The sequence below is a fragment of the Spiroplasma endosymbiont of Nephrotoma flavescens genome (genome assembly GCF_964030835.1).
Taxonomy (GTDB): Bacteria; Bacillota_I; Bacilli_A; order Mycoplasmatales; family Nriv7; genus Nriv7.
In genome coordinates, this window is record NZ_OZ034982.1 from 554,087 (window position 1) to 568,634 (window position 14,548).

The 14,548-nt window shown below is 24.4% G+C and carries 17 protein-coding genes and 2 tRNA genes; 14 read left to right on the plus strand and 5 right to left on the minus strand.

Annotation, left to right across the window (positions count from 1 at the left end):
- Positions 1-18 precede the first annotated feature (18 nt).
- Both AAHN02_RS03295 and AAHN02_RS03300 read left to right on the plus strand, forming a co-directional pair.
- Entirely contained in the window at positions 19-417 is a 399-nt protein-coding gene (locus AAHN02_RS03295; RefSeq protein ID WP_342277268.1) for a hypothetical protein, read from the plus strand.
- A gap of 206 nt (positions 418-623) precedes the next feature.
- A complete protein-coding gene (locus AAHN02_RS03300; RefSeq protein WP_338966716.1) occupies positions 624-1,568 on the plus strand; it encodes an IS30 family transposase in 945 nt (314 codons plus the stop codon).
- Here the strand turns inward: AAHN02_RS03300 and AAHN02_RS03305 are convergent.
- Positions 1,565-1,807: a helix-turn-helix domain-containing protein gene (locus AAHN02_RS03305; protein WP_342277269.1), complete on the minus strand. Its 243-nt coding sequence runs from the start codon at positions 1,805-1,807 to the stop codon at positions 1,565-1,567. The two genes, AAHN02_RS03300 and AAHN02_RS03305, sit on opposite strands and share 4 nt — an antisense overlap.
- Positions 1,808-1,875: 68 nt before the next feature.
- On the opposite strand from AAHN02_RS03305, the gene AAHN02_RS03310 reads away from it, so the two are divergent.
- Entirely contained in the window at positions 1,876-2,649 is a 774-nt protein-coding gene (locus tag AAHN02_RS03310) for an IS30 family transposase (protein WP_342277270.1), read from the plus strand.
- A gap of 130 nt (positions 2,650-2,779) precedes the next feature.
- A complete protein-coding gene (locus AAHN02_RS03315; protein WP_342277271.1) occupies positions 2,780-3,214 on the plus strand; it encodes a hypothetical protein in 435 nt (144 codons plus the stop codon).
- Here the strand turns inward: AAHN02_RS03315 and AAHN02_RS03320 are convergent.
- On the minus strand, positions 3,171-4,025 hold the full coding sequence (locus tag AAHN02_RS03320) for an IS30 family transposase (RefSeq protein ID WP_342277272.1): 855 nt from the start codon (positions 4,023-4,025) through the stop codon (positions 3,171-3,173). The genes AAHN02_RS03315 and AAHN02_RS03320 overlap by 44 nt on opposite strands.
- A 652-nt stretch (positions 4,026-4,677) precedes the next feature.
- On the opposite strand from AAHN02_RS03320, the gene AAHN02_RS03325 reads away from it, so the two are divergent.
- The 6 genes from AAHN02_RS03325 to AAHN02_RS03350 all read left to right on the plus strand — a co-directional run bounded on the left by AAHN02_RS03325 (position 4,678) and on the right by AAHN02_RS03350 (position 11,236).
- The gene (locus AAHN02_RS03325) at positions 4,678-7,704 is read left to right on the plus strand and encodes a DEAD/DEAH box helicase family protein (protein WP_342277273.1); all 3,027 of its coding nucleotides are present in this window, start codon (positions 4,678-4,680) and stop codon (positions 7,702-7,704) included.
- Positions 7,705-7,817: 113 nt separating this feature from the next.
- Positions 7,818-8,285 carry an MBL fold metallo-hydrolase gene (locus AAHN02_RS03330; RefSeq protein ID WP_342277274.1) on the plus strand — a complete coding sequence of 156 codons (468 nt, stop codon included), beginning with the start codon at positions 7,818-7,820 and terminating at the stop codon, positions 8,283-8,285.
- 301 nt (positions 8,286-8,586) lie between these two features.
- Positions 8,587-9,096 (plus strand): ComEC/Rec2 family competence protein, encoded by a 510-nt coding sequence (locus tag AAHN02_RS03335; RefSeq protein ID WP_342277275.1) that lies wholly within the window; start codon positions 8,587-8,589, stop codon positions 9,094-9,096.
- A gap of 95 nt (positions 9,097-9,191) precedes the next feature.
- Complete coding sequence (locus AAHN02_RS03340; RefSeq protein ID WP_342277276.1) at positions 9,192-9,446, plus strand: hypothetical protein; 255 nt, start codon at positions 9,192-9,194, stop codon at positions 9,444-9,446.
- A 28-nt stretch (positions 9,447-9,474) separates the two neighbouring features.
- Positions 9,475-10,722, plus strand: coding sequence for an MSC_0882 family membrane protein (locus tag AAHN02_RS03345; protein ID WP_342277277.1), 1,248 nt, complete (start codon positions 9,475-9,477; stop codon positions 10,720-10,722).
- 1 nt (position 10,723) lies between these two features.
- Positions 10,724-11,236, plus strand: a complete 513-nt coding sequence (locus tag AAHN02_RS03350) for a hypothetical protein (protein WP_342277278.1) — start codon at positions 10,724-10,726, stop codon at positions 11,234-11,236.
- Here the strand turns inward: AAHN02_RS03350 and AAHN02_RS03355 are convergent.
- On the minus strand, positions 11,220-11,462 hold the full coding sequence (locus AAHN02_RS03355; protein WP_342277279.1) for a hypothetical protein: 243 nt from the start codon (positions 11,460-11,462) through the stop codon (positions 11,220-11,222). The genes AAHN02_RS03350 and AAHN02_RS03355 overlap by 17 nt on opposite strands.
- On the minus strand, positions 11,438-12,163 hold the full coding sequence (locus tag AAHN02_RS03360; protein ID WP_342277280.1) for an IS30 family transposase: 726 nt from the start codon (positions 12,161-12,163) through the stop codon (positions 11,438-11,440). The genes AAHN02_RS03355 and AAHN02_RS03360 overlap by 25 nt, the downstream gene beginning before the upstream one ends.
- Positions 12,164-12,646: 483 nt before the next feature.
- Here AAHN02_RS03360 and AAHN02_RS03365 point away from each other — a divergent pair, with 483 nt between their 5' ends.
- From AAHN02_RS03365 to AAHN02_RS03380, 4 genes are all read left to right on the plus strand, one after another.
- A complete protein-coding gene (locus AAHN02_RS03365; protein ID WP_342277281.1) occupies positions 12,647-12,832 on the plus strand; it encodes a hypothetical protein in 186 nt (61 codons plus the stop codon).
- A gap of 39 nt (positions 12,833-12,871) precedes the next feature.
- Positions 12,872-12,947: transfer RNA gene (locus AAHN02_RS03370), tRNA-Thr, on the plus strand.
- Between the two features lie 2 nt (positions 12,948-12,949).
- Positions 12,950-13,039: transfer RNA gene (locus AAHN02_RS03375), tRNA-Ser, on the plus strand.
- 43 nt (positions 13,040-13,082) lie between these two features.
- Entirely contained in the window at positions 13,083-13,919 is an 837-nt protein-coding gene (locus AAHN02_RS03380) for an aldo/keto reductase (RefSeq protein ID WP_342277282.1), read from the plus strand.
- Between the two features lie 45 nt (positions 13,920-13,964).
- Here AAHN02_RS03380 and AAHN02_RS03385 read toward each other — a convergent pair whose 3' ends face one another.
- Positions 13,965-14,423: a hypothetical protein gene (locus AAHN02_RS03385; protein WP_338968751.1), complete on the minus strand. Its 459-nt coding sequence runs from the start codon at positions 14,421-14,423 to the stop codon at positions 13,965-13,967.
- Positions 14,424-14,548: the final 125 nt, after the last annotated feature.

Below are 14,548 nucleotides of genomic sequence, written 5' to 3' on the forward strand. Positions count from 1 at the left end.
AAAGGGGATGTATTATATATGGCAAAAATAAATCCAACAGGACTAATAATTCCTAAAATATTAATGATGATTGGCGCTATTTGAATTATGGTTTTTGCAGTTGCGATTGCAATTAGTAAAGATGAAAATGCTGGTGTGATGTATGGTTTAAAAATTTCGTGACCGTTATTATTATTTTTAGGGTTAGTATATATATTGATTCCTTTTTCTGTTAAAGTGGGAATTTGATCATTAGTTTGAGGTGCTTTAATAGCAACCCTATCAATCATTATTCTTATTGGTAGTCTTATTGATGTTGATTATAAATCAATATGAACTTATTTTGGAGCAGCACCTTATGCGTTTTTAGCAGTAGGTTCAGTCTTATGAACATTAACATCATTTAAAACAAAAAAAATAAAATTCTTATTTTTATAAGTGAAGCTTTGGCTTCACTTTTTTAATTGAAAAATTTATCTCATTAAATTTTTATTTTTAAATTTTGTATAATATTACAAAATAAATTTAGATAAAATGCTGAATTATACTTGTAAGTGCAAGTAAATAAAATTGCAAAAGATTTCATATAAAAATTTCATGATGCTAAGTTTATTTTAGAAAAAGTAAATTTAAGGAGTTTTTATATGGGATACAAACATCTTGGCATAGATGAAAGAATTTATATTGAGAATCAATTGAAATTTAAAGTAAAAATTAGTGAAATAGCTAAAAATCTTAATCGAAGTATTAGTACTATTAATCGAGAAGTTAATAGAAATAAAGATAATAATCATTATTTTTCATTAATTGCACAAAATAAAGCAGAAAATAGAAAACAATTACATGTTTATTTTCATAAATTTAAAAATAGAGAATTAGTAAAATATGTACAACAAAAATTATTATTAGGTTGATCGCCTGAACAAATTTATGGCAGAATTAAAAATTTTCATCAAGAATGAATTATTAGTTTTAAAACAATTTACAATTGAATTTATTCTGGATTACTTGAAAAGGTTACTAGTAAAAATTTAAGAAGAAAAGGTAAGAAACGAAAATCTCAAGAAAATCGGGGTAAATTTAATGGTAAATCCATTAAAGAACGAAATGTTAATAATCGCATAACTCTTGGCCATTGAGAAGGTGATACTGTAGTATCATCACGAGGTAAAAGTAAATCATGTTTAATAACTTTAGTTGAAAGAACATCAAGATTTACTTTAGCAATATTAGTTGAAAATAGAACTACTAAAGTTATTAACAAAAATATTAGTCATTATTTATCAATTCTTCCAAATAATCTTGTTAAGACTATAACATTTGATAGGGGTAAAGAATTTGCTAATTGACAACAACTTGAAAAAAATTTAAATGTGAAAATTTATTTTGCTGATGCATATTCACCTTGACAAAGAGGTACTAATGAAAATACTAATGGTTTAATTAGAGAAAAATTTCCTAAAAAATTTAATTTTTCAAACACTACTAAAAATGCAGTTCATAAATTTATATTGTCTTTAAACCAAAGACCAAGAAAAATACTAAATTATCTTTCGCCAATCGAATATTTGGTTAGAAAAATAATTTAGTTGCACTTAACTTTACAATTTGGCTTATGAAAATAAACATGTAATTGTTTTCTATTTTCTGCTTTATTTTGTGCAATTAATGAAAAATAATGATTATTATCTTTATTTCTATTAACTTCTCGATTAATAGTACTAATACTTCGATTAAGATTTTTAGCTATTTCACTAATTTTTACTTTAAATTTCAATTGATTCTCAATATAAATTCTTTCATCTATGCCAAGATGTTTGTATCCCATATAAAAACTCCTTAAATTTACTTTTTCTAAAATAAACTTAGCATCATGAAATTTTTATATGAAATCTTTTGCAATTTTATTTACTTGCACTTACAAGTATAATTCAGCATAAATTTAAAAATAGAGAATTAGTAAAATATGTACAACAAAAATTATTATTAGGTTGATCGCCTGAACAAATTTATGGCAGAATTAAAAATTTTCATCAAGAATGAATTATTAGTTTTAAAACAATTTACAATTGAATTTATTCTGGATTACTTGAAAAGGTTACTAGTAAAAATTTAAGAAGAAAAGGTAAGAAACGAAAATCTCAAGAAAATCGGGGTAAATTTAATGGTAAATCCATTAAAGAACGAAATGTTAATAATCGCATAACTCTTGGCCATTGAGAAGGTGATACTGTAGTATCATCACAAGGTAAAAGTAAATCATGTTTAATAACTTTAGTTGAAAGAACATCAAGATTTACTTTAGCAATATTAGTTGAAAATAGAACTACTAAAGTTATTAACGAAAACATTAGCCATTATTTATCAATTCTTCCAAATAATCTTGTTAAGACTATAACATTTGATAGGGGTAAAGAATTTGCTAATTGACAACAACTTGAAAAAAATTTAAATGTGAAAATTTATTTTGCTGATACATATTCACCTTGACAAAGAGGTACTAATGAAAATACTAATGGTTTAATTAGAGAAAAATTTCCTAAAAAATTTAATTTTTCAAACACTACTAAAAATGCAGTTCATAAATTTATATTGTCTTTAAACCAAAGACCAAGAAAAATACTAAATTATCTTTCGCCAATCGAATATTTGGTTAGAAAAATAATTTAGTTGCACTTAACTTTACAATTTGGCATATTCAATATAATAGTATTTTTTATTCGTTAATATTATTTTCAACAGCACTTTTTTCTTTATTTTTAAATTTGTAAACATTAAAGAAAAATTGCTTCCTATTTTTATGTTAATCTATTTGATTGGAGGATTATTTTTCTTTTTAAATAATGTTATTGTGATGGCAATAGTATTTTTTACTGTAACATTGGCGAATACATTTATTATGTTATTCTATAATAATAAAATTCAAAATGCGATTTCATCAAAACAAAGGTCAACGATTACTTCAACAATTAGTTTTTTTAGTCGTATTGTTTCAATGGTTGCAATGTTGGTCTTAACATTATTTAATAGAATTTTAAATAATCCTTTTTCAGCTTTTGCAACTGTGATTTTTATTGGTGCTATTAGTTTATTTATAGTATTTTTTATTTTGCAAAATAGCAATTCAAGACAAAAAGTCGCTTTTGATGCAAATTTAGATTATAAAATTCCTTATCATATTAATTTAGTTACTAACTATAAAAAAGCGCATTCAAATTATTGGCACGGATGTTAAATTTTTCTCTAATTAAACCATTAGTATTTTCATTAGTACCTCTTTGTCAAGGTGAATATGCATCAGCAAAATAAATTTTCACATTTAAATTTTTTTCAAGTTGTTGTCAATTAGCAAATTCTTTACCCCTATCAAATGTTATAGTCTTAACAAGATTATTTGGAAGAATTGATAAATAATGACTAATATTTTTGTTAATAACTTTAGTAGTTCTATTTTCAACTAATATTGCTAAAGTAAATCTTGATGTTCTTTCAACTAAAGTTATTAAACATGATTTACTTTTACCTTGTGATGATACTACAGTATCACCTTCTCAATGGCCAAGAGTTATGCGATTATTAACATTTCGTTCTTTAATGGATTTACCATTAAATTTACCCCGATTTTCTTGAGATTTTCGTTTCTTACCTTTTCTTCTTAAATTTTTACTAGTAACCTTTTCAAGTAATCCAGAATAAATTCAATTGTAAATTGTTTTAAAACTAATAATTCATTCTTGATGAAAATTTTTAATTCTGCCATAAATTTGTTCAGGCGATCAACCTAATAATAATTTTTGTTGTACATATTTTACTAATTCTCTATTTTTAAATTTATGAAAATAAACATGTAATTGTTTTCTATTTTCTGCTTTATTTTGTGCAATTAATGAAAAATAATGATTATTATCTTTATTTCTATTAACTTCTCGATTAATAGTACTAATATTTCGATTAAGATTTTTAGCTATTTCACTAATTTTTACTTTAAATTTCAATTGATTCTCAATATAAATTCTTTCATCTATGCCAAGATGTTTGTATCCCATATAAAAACTCCTTAAATTTACTTTTTCTAAAATAAACTTAGCATCATGAAATTTTTATATGAAATCTTTTGCAATTTTATTTACTTGCACTTACAAGTATAATTCAGCAAATATAAAATTCCTTATAGTATTGCGGGGTATGTTAATAAGTATGGGATTGTTGGACCGTTAATAGTTCCCGAAGTAACTAAATGTTGAAACTGTATTGTTCCCCAAGATAAAAAACCAACTCTTAAATTTTGAAATTCAAATTTTAAATCACCAAGTTATGGTCCTTTAAATAGTTTAGTTAGTTCTATTCAAGTAAATGAGATTTTAAGATATTTTGCTAATGCTAAAGGAATAGAAACATTAGGAAAACGAATGTTTATTAATTCGGAAAGTTATCAGATTTCTTTTGAAAATACAAAGAAATTTAACTTGTGTAAACTTTGTTTTGTCAAGAAAGGGGTGTAGTTATTATGTTTGAAGTTATTACTCAAAATTAATTATTAAAATAAAATTTTTATACGATGTGGTTAATAAATTTCATTAAACACATCGTATTTTGTTTTGTTAATGTTATTTATTTTATTTACAAATAAAATAACAAATTTTTAATTAAGGCGGTATATAATCTTATTACAACAAGGAAATAAAGAGTGATTTATAAATGAAAGAAAAAGGTTATTATGATTTATTATTAAAATTAGGTGAAACAATTAATGAAGATTATATTGTTAAAAATCTTAATGATGAAAAAAATGCTATTAAAGACATTGATAAATATTTATTGAAGCAATTTAATAATATTTTAAGTATTAAATTGCAAGAACATAAAACAGTTGATGATAAGTTAAAATTTTTAAATCAAATTATTGGTATTTATAGTGAACAATCACAATTATCTAATAATGTTTTATTACAAATAGGTAATGATTTGCAAGAAAAAGTTAGTTATCATCAAGACATTCGATTAATTGATAATCACTTATTTACTAATGAAAATGAACAAGAATTAATTAATGAAATTAATAAAGAAATTAAAACTGCTGATAGTGTTTATTTTATTTATCCTTTTATTTCTAAGGGAATGATTAATAAAATTAGAAATTCTTTTTTGTATGCTCAACAACATAATATTAAGATTAATTTTATTACGACAACTTTTGATGATATTGCTTTATTTGTTAATTTATATGAATTAGAAAACTTAGTTAATAGTTATAATAATATTTTAATTAGGGTAGAAGATAATACTGAAAAGCGTAGCGAAAGAATTCATATTAAAGCAGCGATTTTTAAAAGAAAATCAGGTTTTTCAACAGCAATTGTCGGCTCTTCTAATTTAACTTATAAGGGAATGATGCGTGGAAGAGAATGAAATATTAAAATTAGTGAGTTTAGTAATCCTAATTTATATTATCATCTCTTTCGTGAATATGAAAAAATTTGAAATGATAATCTTGTTAATTTTAATAATGCTAATGAGCGTGAGATATTACTAACAAGAATTGATAATAATCGTTTACATATTAAAGCACAAAGTGAGGGAACGATAACAAGAAAATATTCAATGTATGATTTTCAACAAAAAATTGTTAATCGTTTACAATATCGTCGCAAGATTAATAAAACTAAGCATTTAATTATTATGGCTACGGGAACTGGGAAAACTATTATTAGTGCTTTTGATTATTTAAATCAAATTAAAGAAAATAATAATTTTCGCCCCCGATTATTATTTTTAGCTCATCAACGAGAAATTATTGATCAAGCAATATTAACTTTTCGTAATGTTTTACAAGATAATAAGTTTGGTTGTGTTTTTTATGAAAATCAAACATTAGATAATACTAATTATTTATTTGCTACTGTGCAATCAGTTTATCGTAATTTAAAAAAGTTTTTACCGGATCAGTTTGATGTTATTATTTTTGATGAAGCCCATCATATTGCTGCTAAATCATTTGTAACGATTTTTAATTATTTTCAATCAAAACAAGTTATTGGTTTAACAGCAACTCCCGAAAGGGAAGATAATAAGTTAATTACGCCGTATTTTGATAATGAATTTGCATATGAATTACGATTATGAGATGCTATTAATCAACGCTTATTATCGCCATTTGACTATTATTGTATTGATGATATTAGTAGTAATCTTGAAGGTATTGATTTAAATAATGATGTTGAATTGTTTAAGAAGTTGAATACTAGTGAACGCAATAAATTATTATTTAGTGTGATAAATAATTATATTGGTATTTATGCTCAACCATTTTGTTTAGTATTTTGTATCACAACAACGCATGCTAAAATTGTTGCTAATTTTCTTCAAAAGGAAGGGTTACAGGCTGCTTATTTAACTAATGAAGTATCTCAAGAGCGAACAACAATTATTAATAATTTTAAAAAGGGTAAAATTAATTATTTATGTGTTGTTAATATGTTTAATGAAGGCATTGATGTTCCGCAAATTGATACAATTATAATGTTACGACCAACAAGTTCAAAAACTATTTATTTACAACAATTAGGTCGTGGTTTAAGAAAAACTGACAGTAAAAATAAGTTAGAAGTTTATGATTTAATTGCTAATGTTGATAAAAAATATGATATTACTGTGGGAATTAAAAATCTTTATAATTCTCATTTAGAAAGGAATAAAGCATTTTTAGGTGGTAATAGTGGTTTACCCTATGGGTGTACGATTACTTTAGAGAAACGCAGTCAAAAAGTTATTTTGGCAAACTTACAAACATGATATGAAAATAAAAAACGCATCCATTTAGTTATTAAACATTATTATCGGATTTATGGTGTTGATGGTTTAGTTAAAGTTTTACAAGATTATGAATTAACCTTATGGGAATTTTATAATTTTTTAAATGATTTTTATTTAAAAATTGGTCAAGATATTAAAGTTTATGCAAATGGTATTAATAATTCTAATCGTAATAAAAATCTTTTAAAGCAATTTTTATTTCTTAATGATTATCATTTAATAAATTATTTTTATCAGCGATTGTTAAAAAACATTAATAATGAAGCAATTAATTATGAATATGATAATTTATTAATTTGTTCGTTTTTATATGAAGTAACTAGTATGAAAGCCTTTTTAAAAGTGTTTCCTAATTATTTAGCAATTGATGATTTAGTAGCAGAATTTATTAATCATAATAAATTAGTTGTTAATGAACTAGTAATGATATTAAAATATAAATTAGAAAATGAAACCTTATTAGTTAATGAACATAATTTTTTGTTGTATCCATTGTTAGCTTATGAATCAATATTTACTGTTCGTCAAGCCTTATGTGCAATTCGTCGCGTAAATTTTATTAAACAATTAGGTGAATTAAGAATTATTGCTTTTCAAGCGGGACATTTAACTTTTGATCAAACAAAAGCAGTTATTTTTGCTGATGTTGCTGGTAGTAAATATGGTAAGAAAACGAAATATAATGCTACAAGTAAAGAATATTGGTGGTCAATTCCTGAGGATAAAACAATGCAAAGTAAACTAGTGAATGATTTACAAAATTTAAAAATTGCTAAATTTTTATTTTTAGATAATAAAATTAATCACAATTTACCAAATTTATATTTAAAACTTTATAATTTTATTGGTTTGGGAAAATACATTGATTGTGTACAAGAAGATTACATTACTGTAAAGTTTTTGATAAAATAAATGTATATACAATAACTTTGATTGGAGGCATTTTATTTAAAAAATTTTTATAATTAAAATTACAAGAATTTGATGAATTAGAAAAAATGTTGCCAAAATAAGGAATGATAGTTATGACGAGAAGTAATTTATTTAAAGTTAGTTTAGTAGTTAGTAATATTTTTTTAGTAGTATCTTGTAGTAAAATTAGTGATTTTTTACTTAATAATCCACAATTACAATATCATATGTTAGCAGTTGGTAATGGTTTATCAACGATTATTACGAATTCGCAATATAAAAATCGGGCAATAATGTTTGATACGGGTATTGGCGGTAATCCGCAAGATTGATGAAAAAATAAATATGCAAAAAATAATTTTGTTGCTAATTATTTAAAAAACCTAGAAATTAATCAATTAGATGCAATTTTTATTTCTCACGATCATACTGACCATACAAGTAATTTAGAAACGATTGTTAATACGGTTAATGTTAAAAATATTTATGGTAGTCGTTCATTTTTTGAACGCTATCAAGGCAAAGCCAGCAAAAAATGACCAAAACAATGAGCAGATTTAGGGCGCATAAAGTTTTGTTAGGTGGGTAAAGATTTGAATAATTTTGAAAGAAAAGCAACTAAAAATTTATTACCTTTTTACTTGAAAAATAATTAATAAAACAAAATATTTAATATTAACAACCATATTCTTAATAAAAGGTTATAAAAACTAAGTAAAATGCTTATAAAAACAACATTAAAATAATTTTTTACAATAAAAATCATACATAAGAAATATATACTTAATTTGCATATTGAAATAATTTATAGTAAATGACTGTTTTTTCTTTTTTAAAAAATACCTAAGAAAACTAAACGCGACCGCAGATTTAAAAATTATTGTGCAAGATGTTAAGCCAAGTTATAATATCTTAGGTTTATCATTTGATAATTTAACTTATAAAATTCAGGACTTTATTAATAGCAATTCAAGTAAAGATGAAAATAATCAAAGCTTAGTATTATCTTTTGTTTATCAAAATCAGCGGTTTTTATTAACAGGCGATACCGAAAAGAAAGTAGAACAAGAGTTATTAAAAAAGAATTTGCTTTCAGAAGTTAATTTTTTACAAGTAGCCCATCATGGTAGTAAAACATCAAGTTCATTGTCATTTTTAAATAAGATTAAACCTAAAACTTGCTTTGCTTCGGGTGTTAATCCTGATACTTATGGATTAGAATATGTTGGTAATAAAAATCATATTTATCCAACAGCAGAAGTAATGGCTAATTTAAAAACTGTTGGTTGTGATTTTTCTTGAACAGGAAAAGATGGAACATTAGTTTATACAGTTACAAATAGTAAGGCACAAGTTCAAAAATTAAATTATCATATTAAAAATTATACATAAATTGTTTTGATAAGATTATTAATTATTTAAAAAATGTAATGATTACGATATAATTACTATGTAATTTAAAGATAATCATAAAGAAGGTAATTATTTTGCAAGGATTTCTAACTAATGAAAAAGATTATATTAATATTTTAGGACAAAATTTAGCAATTCAATATTTAATTATTTCTTGTATTATTATTGGAATAGTATTTATTGCAATTATTAGTGTGATTTTATTGGTTATTAATTATCGCAATCGTAACTTGAAAAATTCAGCTTGAGAAAAATTTAAAAATGAAAAATTAATTTATAATATTGAATCAGAAATAATTAAAATGGGGCAAGCATTAAAAAATAAATAGTTATATTTTTATAAGGTAGGCAATAGATATGTCATGAAAAGAAAAAATAATGGATAAGTTTTTTAATAAAGCAGAACAAAAACGATTTAATGATAATAAATTAAAGGCAGAGCAACTTGATCCGTATTTTCCTTATGAAAGAAAACAAAAACAAAATGATGTTCCCCGCGTAATTAATCGTTATGAGTTTACAGTTGATGATAAAAAATATTTTAATTCTGGTATTAATAAAGAACCACCACCATATTATGAAGAAAATTATAGTTTACCAAAAGCAAGAGTTTATAGTCCTAAAAATGGTTATAATCGTGAATTTGGTGGTATGCCATACCAACAAAATTCGCCAACAATAACTTCTTATCAATATCCACAACCACAACAACCAATTTTAGATTCATCACCTAATGATTTTTTAGAGGATAAGCATAATGATTATAGTCCAACTTTATATCAAAAAGCATATCAAGAACCATATTTATCATATGATGAACCACGAGGACAAGAGATGCCGTATCGTTCGTTAAGTTTAAAAACTATTCCTAAAGAAATTGCTAATGAGGTTCGTAGTGAAAAATATCGTTTGGTTTTAACAATGATTATTGGTTTTTTAGGAATAATCGCTTCTTCAATACCATTAATTTTGTGATTTTTAAAGCAACAAAATATTGTTATTGACAATGAAAATTTAATTCCGCATCCAACTTTGATGATACCGTTATGTATTGTGTCATTAGGTTTATTTTTTATTTCTTTGTTTGATTGAATTAAAATTAAAAAAGAAGTGGAAGGATATTTAAAAAAAGCTAAATTAGGAAATAATGTTATTCCTAATTTCATTATTGCTAATTATCGAAAAATGCATATTCGTAGTATTATTATTAATTGAGTAGCTTTTCCTTTGTATATTATTGGTGCTGCAATTATTGCTATTCTTTATGGATTATCAGGTGCAACACAGCCAAAACTTTTTGGGTTTTTAATTTTAGATATGACGATTAGAGATTTAACAACAGAAATTATTATTTTAACAGGAATATTATTTGCCTTATTTTTTTTACAAGTATTAAATATTATTTTTGTTCGGAAAAGAAAAGCTAATATTATTGGTTTTTATGGTTATGAAATTATTAATCCTTATGAAATGTATGAATTAAAGCGAATAATAAATCGTCGCTGTTTATGAACTTGATTAACAATTATTGCGATTATGTTTTTTGTTATTGCGATTCCGATTTGAATATTGCGACGAAAAAAAATTAAGGTTACTTCAAGTTAAAATGTATTTTCATTTATTTGTAAATCTTTTTATTAGTAATGATGGAAATTATCACTTGCAAAATATTAATCAAAAATTAATTGTTAAACAAGATTTTAATGTTATTATTGATAATATTGAACAAGAAATAATTTCTGAGCGAGAAAATTTACAGCAGTTACAAACAATATATATTGCTGTTAATTGTTCTCGTGACCTTGATTTTGAACAATGACAGCGAATTTTAAATATATTACAACCATTAGCAAGGAATATTATTGAATATAATTTAGAATTACATTGTAATAATACTGATGAATTATTTTTGTTATGAAATAGTTATGGTGTTAATCGGTTAATATGAAAAGTAATTTCGTTTAGTCAGGCGGTATTTTTACAAAATAATTATTGTGATAATGTCAATTATGTTAAGCAAATTAATAAAGCATTAGTTAGTGGTTTTAAAAATCAAGCAATTGATTTATTTTATAATTGCCAAATTGTAAAGTTAAGTGCAACTAAATTATTTTTCTAACCAAATATTCGATTGGCGAAAGATAATTTAGTATTTTTCTTGGTCTTTGGTTTAAAGACAATATAAATTTATGAACTGCATTTTTATTAGTGTTTGAAAAATTAAATTTTTTAGGAAATTTTTCTCTAATTAAACCATTAGTATTTTCATTAGTACCTCTTTGTCAAGGTGAATATGCATCAGCAAAATAAATTTTCACATTTAAATTTTTTCAAGTTGTTGTCAATTAGCAAATTCTTTACCCCTATCAAATGTTATAGTCTTAACAAGATTATTTGGAAGAATTGATAAATAATGACTAATATTTTTGTTAATAACTTTAGTAGTTCTATTTTCAACTAATATTGCTAAAGTAAATCTTGATGTTCTTTCAACTAAAGTTATTAAACATGATTTACTTTTACCTCGTGATGATACTACAGTATCACCTTCTCAATGGCCAAGAGTTATGCGATTATTAATATTTCGTTCTTTAATGGATTTACCATTAAATTTACCCCGATTTTCTTGAGATTTTCGTTTCTTACCTTTTCTTCTTAAATTTTTACTAGTAACCTTTTCAAGTAATCCAGAATAAATTCAATTGTAAATTGTTTTAAAACTAATAATTCATTCTTGATGAAAATTTTTAATTCTGCCATAAATTTGTTCAGGCGATCAACCTAATAATAATTTTTGTTGTACATATTTTACTAATTCTCTATTTTTAAATTTATGAAAATAAACATGTAATTGTTTTCTATTTTCTGCTTTATTTTGTGCAATTAATGAAAAATAATGATTATTATCTTTATTTCTATTAACTTCTCGATTAATAGTACTAATACTTCGATTAAGATTTTTAGCTATTTCACTAATTTTTACTTTAAATTTCAATTGATTCTCAATATAAATTCTTTCATCTATGCCAAGATGTTTGTATCCCATATAAAAACTCCTTAAATTTACTTTTTCTAAAATAAACTTAGCATCATGAAATTTTTATATGAAATCTTTTGCAATTTTATTTACTTGCACTTACAAGTATAATTCAGCAATTTAAAAGGATATTCTAAAGCTGTTATTGAAAATGATTTAAAGATTTTAAGAAAATTACCTGTTGGTCATATTAGTTATTATGAAGCCGATAATAATTGTGTTGTAATTACATATCAATGATTAAAAAATATTTTAAAAGAAAATGGTTATTTACCTTATGAGAAAAATAATTTTATTACTAATAAAGGCATTAAATCACAACATCAATATAGTTATTGAACTTTACAAAATTATTTAGGTGTTGGTATGGGGGCTAGTTCTTTTCATAAAAATTCACAAATAGTTATTTGCTAAAATACTAATGAATATCCACTATGGCGACAAACAATTACTAAAATTACAAAACAAGAATATTATGGAGAAATTTTTATTATGGGATTAGGACTAATTGAAGGCGTTGATTTGCGAATAAAGCAAAATCAAGTAGCTTATGAATATTTTCAAAATGCGATTAATAAACTAATAGTAAAAAAGAAACTAAATATTAAAAATAATTTTCTTTTTTGTTATCAAGATGAGTGAGAAAATTTAGATGAGATTTTATTATCATTTATTTAATGTCGCAAACAAGTTATAATGGAGAAGGAAATATCAATTGCTGGTTTAGCTCAGTCGGTAGAGCACACCCATGGTAAGGGCGAGGTCAAGAGTTCAATTCTCTTAACCAGCACCATTGGAGAGTTGTGTGAGTGGTTTAAACAGTCATCTTGGAAAGGTGATGAATCCCAAAGGATTCCACGGGTTCGAATCCCGTACTCTCCGCCATAAAATGAAATATAGTAAATAAATATTTATAAAGGGGTTTTTTATGAAAAAAAGGACTATTTTAGATGAAAAAGTTAAATTACATAATGGTATTATGATGCCAGTTATGGGTTTTAGAACATATAAAATTGAAAATAATGAATTAGGTAAGGAAGCGATTTTAGAAGCTTTAAATCAGGGTTATCGTCATATTGATATGGCTAAAATTTATGGGAATGAAGAAATCGTTGGGCAAGCAATTAAAGAAAGTAAGATTTCTCGCAGTGAAATTTTTGTTACGACTAAACTTTGAGGTAATGAATTAACAAAAGAACAGTATTTACAAGAGATTGATAGCTCGTTAGAAAAATTAGGTTTGGAATTTGTTGATTTATTTTTAATGCATTGACCGTGAAATAATCGTAAAATTGCTTGAGAAGTATTAGAGGAAATATATCGTGCTAAAAAAGCTCGTGCGATTGGTGTTAGTAATTTTAATATTGAGCAGTTAGAACAATTAAAACAAGATGCTAAAGAGTTACCAGTTGCTAATCAAATTGAGTTTCATCCGGGATTAAATCAAACAGAATTAAGAGCATATCATCAAAAAAATAATATTATAACTATTGGTTGAGGAACAATGAAATATCATGATGACTCTTTACCAGAAACTTGTGAGCAGATTGCTCGTGAATATAATAAAACCATTCAACAATTATTTTTACGATGGGCTTATCAACATCAAAGTTTAATAATTCCCAAGTCAATGCATAAGACGCGAATTATTGAAAATAGTGCGATTGATGATTTTAAAATTAGTGATGAACATATGAAGTGAATTGATAGTTTACCACAATCAAGAAAAGGTCCTGACCCTAATAATTTTGATTTTGGAAATTAGAAAAAAACCTTTTAATTTTACAAGGTTTTTTCTATATTGTTAACTTTAAACTAATGAAGAGTCAGATTTTAAAGCTACTTCTAAATTGTTTCCTGCGGTTAATAAATAAGAATGAAGCATATTTTTTTCAATACTATTTAATTTATTTAACAAAATGCTATCAATTTGTTCTTTGATTAATGCCGCTTTTTTAATGATTTCTTGTGCTTTAGGAGTTAAAGTTAATAGTTTTGAACGACGGTCACTAGCAAGAACTTTACAAGTAATATATCCCTTTTTAACTAATGTTGATATCACGGCTGATGTGTCAGCTTTGGATTTGCAAAGTTCTTTTGCAACATTAACAATAATGGGTTTATCTTTGATCTTTTCAATTACTAATAAAATATTTATATGCACAGGCATTAGATTTTTAATTTCTAATTTTCTTAATAAGTCAATGTATAGCTTTTCTTTAAGTTGCGAGATTTTATATAATAGAGCTAGATGATTTATCATTGTCATTCATTAGACCACCTTTTTGTTGTTTTCTCTTCATAACATAATTATATAATAAATTATCAAAATAATTCAAATATATTTTATATTATATCTTAAATAGTCTAAAAATAGTCTAATGAAAAAATGAA